7 protein-coding genes are annotated in these 7,464 nt (G+C 75.6%); 5 read left to right on the top strand and 2 right to left on the bottom strand.

What is annotated here, in order from left to right; translation table 11 throughout:
- Nucleotides 1-555: 555 nt before the first annotated feature.
- Nucleotides 556-1,218, bottom strand: coding sequence for a response regulator transcription factor (locus ACFRQN_RS36110; protein ID WP_049651636.1), 663 nt, complete (start codon nt 1,216-1,218; stop codon nt 556-558).
- 63 nt (nt 1,219-1,281) lie between these two features.
- Nucleotides 1,282-2,556: a sensor histidine kinase gene (locus tag ACFRQN_RS36105; RefSeq protein WP_380744749.1), complete on the bottom strand. Its 1,275-nt coding sequence runs from the start codon at nt 2,554-2,556 to the stop codon at nt 1,282-1,284.
- Nucleotides 2,557-2,886: 330 nt separating this feature from the next.
- Between ACFRQN_RS36105 and ACFRQN_RS36100 the strand changes: the two genes are divergently transcribed.
- From ACFRQN_RS36100 to ACFRQN_RS36080, 5 genes are all read left to right on the top strand, one after another.
- Nucleotides 2,887-3,447: a heme-binding protein gene (locus ACFRQN_RS36100; protein WP_049651637.1), complete on the top strand. Its 561-nt coding sequence runs from the start codon at nt 2,887-2,889 to the stop codon at nt 3,445-3,447.
- A 152-nt stretch (nt 3,448-3,599) separates the two neighbouring features.
- Nucleotides 3,600-4,031 (top strand): hypothetical protein, encoded by a 432-nt coding sequence (locus tag ACFRQN_RS36095; RefSeq protein ID WP_049651638.1) that lies wholly within the window; start codon nt 3,600-3,602, stop codon nt 4,029-4,031.
- A gap of 109 nt (nt 4,032-4,140) precedes the next feature.
- A complete protein-coding gene (locus tag ACFRQN_RS36090; RefSeq protein ID WP_117488646.1) occupies nt 4,141-5,025 on the top strand; it encodes an NAD(P)-dependent oxidoreductase in 885 nt (294 codons plus the stop codon).
- A 156-nt stretch (nt 5,026-5,181) separates the two neighbouring features.
- Nucleotides 5,182-5,763: an NAD(P)H-dependent oxidoreductase gene (locus ACFRQN_RS36085; protein ID WP_049651640.1), complete on the top strand. Its 582-nt coding sequence runs from the start codon at nt 5,182-5,184 to the stop codon at nt 5,761-5,763.
- A gap of 393 nt (nt 5,764-6,156) precedes the next feature.
- Complete coding sequence (locus ACFRQN_RS36080; protein WP_143204510.1) at nt 6,157-7,299, top strand: LPXTG cell wall anchor domain-containing protein; 1,143 nt, start codon at nt 6,157-6,159, stop codon at nt 7,297-7,299.
- Nucleotides 7,300-7,464 lie beyond the last annotated feature (165 nt).

The following is a 7,464-nucleotide window of genomic DNA, read 5'->3' as shown; positions in this document are numbered from 1 at the left end:
GCCCTGGGTGGGGCGGTGGGGTCTGGGGCGGGGGGGTGGTTTCTGCTGTTCGCGGGGGTCTTGGGGGGGGTGGTGGTGGGGCTCGCCCCCCCCCCGGACTCGCTCCACGCCGCCTCGTCGCGCGGCTTCGGCGTTGCCGCTCCCCCCGACACCCCGGCAAACCCGCCGTTCCCCCCTGGCCACACCCCCCTCCGGCGAGAGCGGTCCGCACAGGCCCGGCGAGCCCCCACCTCCGGGGACGTCGTTGATCTCAAACTAACAAACCGCGTGGTTGGTTTGTCAATAGTGGAATCCACAAAACATCCACATCGTGACGGAGTGCTCCGCGGCGGTCGGAAAGGCCCGGGACCAGCGGTTTGTCGTCCCATCGGGGTGTCCGCCGCCCGAGCCGCCCGACGCCGGGCGCGGACACGTAGTGCTGGACGCCGCCGTGGAATCCGACATTCCGAGCATCGTGGCAGCACGCTGTGACACCGGACGGGCGCCCAGCGCAGCCGGAGAAGCAGCCGGGGAAGCGGCCGGGGAAGCGGCCGAGGGAGGGGAGAGCGGGCGGGCTCAGCGCAGCAGCCGGCGTTCCTTCGCCACCGCCACCGCGCCCGACCGGGTGTCCACGCCCAACTTGTCGTAGATCCGGCCGAGGTGGGTCTTCACCGTGGCCTCGCTGATGAACAGCGCCCGGGCGATCTCCCGGTTGCCCAGCCCCTGCGCCAGCTGTCCGAGGATGTCCAGCTCGCGCTCGGTGAGCTGCGGCGAGGGTGCCCGCATCTGCGCCATCACCCGGGAGGCGACCGGCGGCGAGAGCACCGTGCGGCCCTGCGCGGCCGCGTGCACGGCGGCGAACAGCTCCTCGGGCCGCTCGGCCTTCAGCAGGTAGCCGGTCGCGCCGGCGGCGATCGCCCGGGTGATGTCGGCGTCGGTGTCGTAGGTGGTGAGCACCAGGACGTGCGGCCCGTCCGGGGTGGCGGTGATCCGCCGGGTGGCCTCCACCCCGTCGATGCCGTCGCCGAGTTGGAGGTCCATCAGGACGACCTGCGGGGCCAGCCGGGCGGCCAGCGCGACGGCCTCCTCCCCGGTGCTGGCCTCGCCGACCACCTCGATGTCGCCGGCGCTCGCGAGCAGCGCCAGCAGTCCGGCCCGCACCACGGCGTGGTCGTCGCAGACCAGCAGCCGGACGGGAGCGGTCCGGACGGGAGTGGTCCGGCCGGGAGTCGTGCTCATCGGTGCTCCAGGGTCATCGCTCGTCCGGGCTCATCTGTGCTTCGGGGGACCGGTGTTCCGGGCTCATCGGTCGTCCAGGGGGATCGCGGCGGAGACGACGGTGCCCTCGCCGGGCGCGCTCTCCACGGTCAGCCTGCCACCCAGCTGCCGCAGCCGGGCCCGCATCGCCGGCAGGCCGTACCCACGGCCGCCCCCGCCCCCGGCGCCGACACCCGCACCGCCCCCGGCCGCGCCCGGGTCGAAGCCCTGCCCGTCGTCGGCGATGTCCAGCACGGCCTGGTCGCCGAGGAAGGACAGCGTGATCGCGGCGGCCGACGCCCCGGCGTGCTCGCGGACGTTGGCCAGCGCGCCCTGGGCGATCCGCAGCAGCGCGGCCTGCGCGGCGGCGGGCAGCGGCACGGGCGCGCCGTCCAGGTGGAAGCGGACCGGCAGCCCGCTCTCGGCGGACTCCCGCTCGGCCAGCGCCCGCAGCGCCCGGTCGAGGGTGCGGCCGTCGGACAGCTCCGCAGGGGCGAGGTCGTGGACGAAGCGGCGGGCCTCGGCCAGGTTCCGGGCGGCCACCGAGGCGGCGGTGCGGACGTGGGTGCGGGCGGTCGCCGGGTGGGTGTCCCAGGTGCGCTCGGCGGCCTGGAGCAGCATCTGCTGGCTCGACAGGCCCTGCGCCAGGGTGTCGTGGATCTCCATCGCCAGCCGCTCGCGCTCGGCCAGGGTGCCCTCGCGCCGTTCGGTGGCGGCGAGTTCGCGCCGGGTACGGACCAGGTCGGCGATCAGCGCGCGCTGCCGGGCGGCCTGCCGGGCCATGAAGAGGAAGACGCCGGTGGCGAGTCCGGCCACCGCGGCCGGCAGCAGGACGAGGGTGGCGTCGGCGCCGCCGGGCAGCCGGACCTCGGCGGTCACCACCAGCAGGGTCAGCGCGCCGACCAGCGGGATGGCCGCCTTCGCGGGCAGCACCCGCAGCCCGGTGTAGATCAGCGGCACGGCGCACCAGGCGAAGCTCGGCGCGAGCAGCACCAGCACCACCCAGAGCGCCACCACCAGGGCCAGCGCCCAGCGGCGGTGCCGGTCCGGGGCGGTCGGACGGCGGTGGGCGAGCCAGGACCCGGCCGGCTGGGCGACGGCGAGGGCCGCGCTCAGCCCGATCACCCAGGGCGCCTGCGCGGTGCCGGAGTGGTGGGTGAGGTAGCGGCTGAGCGAGGCGGCGAGCAGCAGCAGGAAGGCGGAGTCCAGCAGCAGTGCGAGCCGGCCCGCGTCCGGATCGCCGGCGTCGTGGCCGAGGGCGCCGCCGGCGCCGGTGCGGTCCGCGGCGGGGCGGCCGGCGGTCGGGCGGGGCTGCTGCACGGGTGGCTCCTGGCTGAACGGGTGGTGCGTGCGCGGTCGGCGCCTGCCCGTACCGGCCGTACCGGTCCGCACGGGCCCGTCCCGATCCGCACCGACCCGCACCGATCCCTCGATGGTGACCCGTCCGGCCCGGGGCCGCATCAGCCGATCGGTTGACGCCGCCGTCCCCCATCATGCCCGGACGCCCGCGCCGGACCGCCGATGCGGCGGCCCCTTCCCCGGCCGGAGGATCGAAGCACGCCGCCGGGCGATCCCCCCAACGGCCCGGCGGCCCCCGAACTCCCCCACTCCGCCCCACCTCACCCCGCAGATCCGCTGAGGAGCTGGACCATGAAGAAGACCTCCGTCCGCACCCGGGTGCTGACCGGCACCGTCGCCGCCGCCGCGCTCGCCGCCGCCACCGTGGGCGCCGTCTCGGCCAGCGCCGAGTCCACCGACACCCCGGCCGTCCCGGCCGCGGCGAAGGCCGACACCCAGAACAAGAACCTGGCCCCGAGCAGCGGCCTGACCATCGACGCCGCCACCCGCGCCGCCCAGGCCGCCCTGGACGCGGCCACCAAGGCCGGCCAGCACGTGTCGGTCGCGGTCGTCGACCGCGACGGCGTCACCCGGGTGCTGCTGAAGGGCGACGGCGCCGGCCCGCAGGCCCCGGTCTCGGCCGAGCGCAAGGCCTTCACTGCGGTGTCCTGGAACGCCCCGACCTCGGAGCTGGCCAAGCGCCTGGCCCAGGCCCCGAACCTGAAGGACATCCCGGGCACCCTGTTCCTGGCCGGCGGCGCCCCGATCCAGTCGAAGGGCGCCCCGATCGCGGCCGTCGGCGTCGCGGGCGCGCCCAGCGGCGACCTGGACGAGCAGTTCGCGCAGGCGGGCGTCGCCGAGCTGGCGAAGTGACCGGGGGCCCGGCCGGCCCGCCCCGCGCCCGGGGCCGGGCCCGCCGGGCCGGGGTCTCGTTCGGGTGAACGCCGGAAGGGTAGCCGCAGAACACGGGATGACCCTTCGAAAAGCCGGTGCCGCTGTCAGTGGCGCGTGGCAGGCTTCCCGGTATGACGGCGTGGACCCTCAACGACATCGAACGCGCGATCCGCTCCTCCTGGGGCGTCGACACCTGTGCGCCCGAGGATCTGGCCCACTGGCGTCCCGACAATCCCGCCCGTGGTCAGTGCGGGGTGACGGCGATGGTGGTGCACGACCTGCTCGGCGGCGAGCTCATGATGGGCGAGGTGTACGTCGATGGGGTGCGGACGGACCTCCACTGGTGGAACCGTTTCGCCACCGGCTTCGAGATCGACCTCACCCGCGAGCAGTTCGGGCCGGACGAGCTGGTCGGCCGAGGCCGACCGGTCGCCCGCCCGGCCCGCCCCGGCCGGCTCCAGGCCCAGTACGAGCTGCTGCGCACCCGGGTGGTCGCCGAGCTGGAGCGCGGCGCGGCCGCCGACCGCACCCGGCTGCCGTCGAGGGCCCGCGCCTGCGCCTGAGAACCGGCCCGGCTCCGGGTGTGCTTCCGTGCCGACCGGCGGGTACCGCAGGACTTCTGACGTACAGTCGGCCGCATACGAGCGGTGCGGCGGCGACGGGAGTGCGCGGATGACCGGGCGGACGATCGGCTTCGTGGGGCTGGGCGCGATGGGGCGCGGCATGGCCGGCAGCCTGCTGCGGGCCGGCCACACCGTACGGGTCTGGAACCGCTCGCCCGAGCCGGTGGCCGCCATGGTGGCCGAGGGCGCGGAGGCGGCCGGCTCGCTCGCCGAGGTGTTCGCCGCCGACACGGTGGTCTCCATGCTCGCCAACGACGCGGCGGTCGAGCGGCTGCTGCTCGACCCCGCGCTGCTGGCCGGCGCCGGGGCGACCCTGCACGTCAACATGGCCACCGTCTCGCTCGCCCTCGCCGAGCGGGCCGAGGCGCTGCACGCCGAGCACGGCGTCGGCTACGTCGCCGCCCCCGTCCTCGGCCGGCCGCCGGTCGCGGCGGCGGGGCGGCTGAACATCCTGGTCGCGGGCGCGCCCGAACTGCTGGAGCGGGCCGAGCCGCTGTTCGCCGCGATGGGCGAGCGCACCTGGCACTTCGGCGAGAGCCCCCGGCAGGCCAACACCGTCAAGATCAGCACCAACTTCCTGATCGCTTGCGCGATCGAGTCGATGGCCGAGGCGTGCAGCCTGGCCGAGGCGCACGGGATCCGGCCGACCGACCTGGTCGACCTGCTCACCGGCACGCTCTTCCCCGGACCGATCCACACCGGCTACGGCGCGATGGTGGCCGAACGCCGGTACGAACCGGCCGGGTTCCGGCTGCCGCTCGGCCTCAAGGACGTCGGCCTCGCGCTGGACGCGGGGGCCGCGCGCAACGTGCCGCTGCCGATCGGCAGCGTCCTGCGGGACGCCTTCCTGGACGCGCTGGCCCACGGCGACGGGGACAAGGACTGGGCGGCGGTCGCCGAGGTCGCCCGCCGCCGGGCCGGGCTGCCCGACTGACCTCCGCCCGCCGGCCCCCGGGCCGGGCTGCCGGACCGGACCCGCGCCCGCCAATCCCCGGCTGCCGCCCGGTGGTTGGCATGGGCGCGGAATAAACCGGCGTCCGACGGCTGCTCACTCCTGCGTCCGCACCGTACGTACCACGGAGGAGTCCTGATGGGCGATCAGCCGCCCGGCGCCGAGACGCCGCGCCGTTTCCTGTTCCTCGACGCCAGCGCGCGCCCCGACGGCAACTCGGCCCGGCTCGCCCGGCTGGCCGCCGAGTCGAGCCTGCCGGCCGGTGCCGAGCAGCAGTGGCTGCGGCTGGACGAGCACCCGCTGCCGCCCTTCCGGGACCTGCGGCACACCGGCGACGGCACGTACCCCGAGCCGGCCGGCCACGAGCGGACGCTGCTGGACGCCACCCTGGCGGCCACCGACCTGGTCTTCGTCGCGCCGCTGTACTGGTACGCGCTGCCGACCAGCGCCAAGCTCTACCTCGACTACTGGTCGGCCTGGTTCCGGGTGCCCGGCGTGGAGTTCCGCGAGGGGATGCGCGGCGGCACCATCTGGGGCGTGACCGCCCTCGCCACCGAGGACGACGACAATGCCGAGCCGCTGATCGGCACCCTCCGGCTGACCGCCGACTACATGGGGATGCGCTGGGGCGGGGTGCTGCTGGGCCACGGCACCCGCCCGGGCGAGGCGCTGGCGGACGAGCGCGCGGTGATCGCGGCCAAGTCCTTCTTCGCGGGCTGATCCTCCGGGCCGGCCTTCCGGGCCGGCCCCTCGTGGCAGAACCCTCGCGGCCGGTTCCGCGCGGCCGACCCCCCTCACGGACCGACCCCCGGCGGGCCGGGGCCGCGCGCACGCGCCGCCCGCCGCCGGGGGGCGTGCGGTACCGTCCTCCGGGCGTGTACCCGTCATCCGGACGCCGCCCCGGCCGAGTGCAAAAGGCATACGGACGGCCAGAGTTGGACGAATCGGGCAGCCCTCTCCCGGGCCCGGACCGCAGTGTGCCACCCGCCTTCCGGACCGGTCCCGTCGTTCGGTACTCTCCGTCGCACTTTCAGCTTTCGCGGGGGGTCCGCGGCGTTCTTCGGCCGCCCCCTCGCGCCCGGGCCTCGCCCGGACACTTCCGTGAGGTCTCCCTTGTCCATACGTCGCAGTCTTGCCCTTGCCGGGGCCGCCGCGCTCGCGTCCTCGCTCGTCCTGGCCGGCGCCCAGGGCGCCATGGCCGTCGGTGCCACCGGCACCCCGTCCGCCGTCGCCTCGCAGGCCGACAAGGCGTCGCGCGCGAGCCTCGACCTCTCGCTGAACGGCGTGCCCGGCACCTTCATCGCCGGCGGCGACGCCCGCGAGTTCACCTTCAAGATCGACAACCGGACGAAGCACGACTTCGTCTTCATCCCGCTGCTCAAGTTCAAGAACAAGGCGGGCTCGCTCCAGGCGAAGGACCTCAAGGTCCAGTACCGGCTCCCCGGCGGTGAGTGGCAGACCGCCGTGGTCGCCCCCGACCAGAGCGGCGAGAAGAACAGCTCCGTCCTGATGATGCTCGGCACCCTCGACTCGGCCGGCAACCCGGTCGCCGACGACCTGCTCGGGGTGAACCGCGGCAAGAACGTCCCGATCAAGGTCCGGGCGTCCTTCACCGACGGCTCGCCGCTCGGCCGGGCCGGCGTCGTCCCGGTCGTCTTCGCCGCCCAGCTCGACGACTCCACCCACCAGCCGGTCGACAACGGCCACCTCAGCTGCGACGGCGGCGTGGGCTTCACCATCAAGGCGCCGGGCGGCAAGCCGACCCCGACGCACACCGGCAAGCCCAGCCCGACGCCGACCCAGTCCCAGACGGGCAAGCCCAGCCCGACCGCGAGCGGCTCGCCGTCGGCCACCGCGACCGTCACGCCGACCGAGAAGCCGACCGAGACGCCCACCGGCAAGCCGACCGACACCCCGACCGAGAAGCCCACCGAGAAGCCGACCGAGAAGCCGACCACTCCGGCCACCGGTGAGCCCTCCGGCTCGGCCACCGCCCCGGCCCCGGTCGAGAGCAGCGGCGACACCTCGGGCCCGATCGACTTCCCGGTGGAGCCCCCGGTCATCACCCCGCCGCCGCTGACCCCGGCCGCCGTCGACAAGGCCAAGGCCGCCGCGGACGGCAGCGACAAGGCCCTGGCCCAGACCGGTGGCGGTAGCAACACCACCGCCATCGCGGCCACCGGCGGCGCCGTCCTGGTGGCCGGTGTCGGCACCCTCGTGGTGCTGCGCCGTCGCAAGTCCGCCCAGCAGGGCTGAGGCGAAGCGCGCTGACGCGAGCGCGCCGACCCGAGGCGCGCCGACCCGAAGCGCACTGATCCGGAACACCCCCGTGCCGCCCGCACCGTCCCCTCGGGCGGGTCCGCGGGCGGCACGGGCCCGTGCGGGGGCCGACCAGGGGCGAGCCGCGGGCGGTCCGGAAGG

This window comes from Kitasatospora sp. NPDC056800 (assembly GCF_042789775.1).
Lineage (GTDB): Bacteria > Actinomycetota > Actinomycetes > Streptomycetales > Streptomycetaceae > Kitasatospora.
Note: the sequence above shows the minus strand (reverse complement) of the source record. Positions and strands in the feature narration are given on the sequence as shown.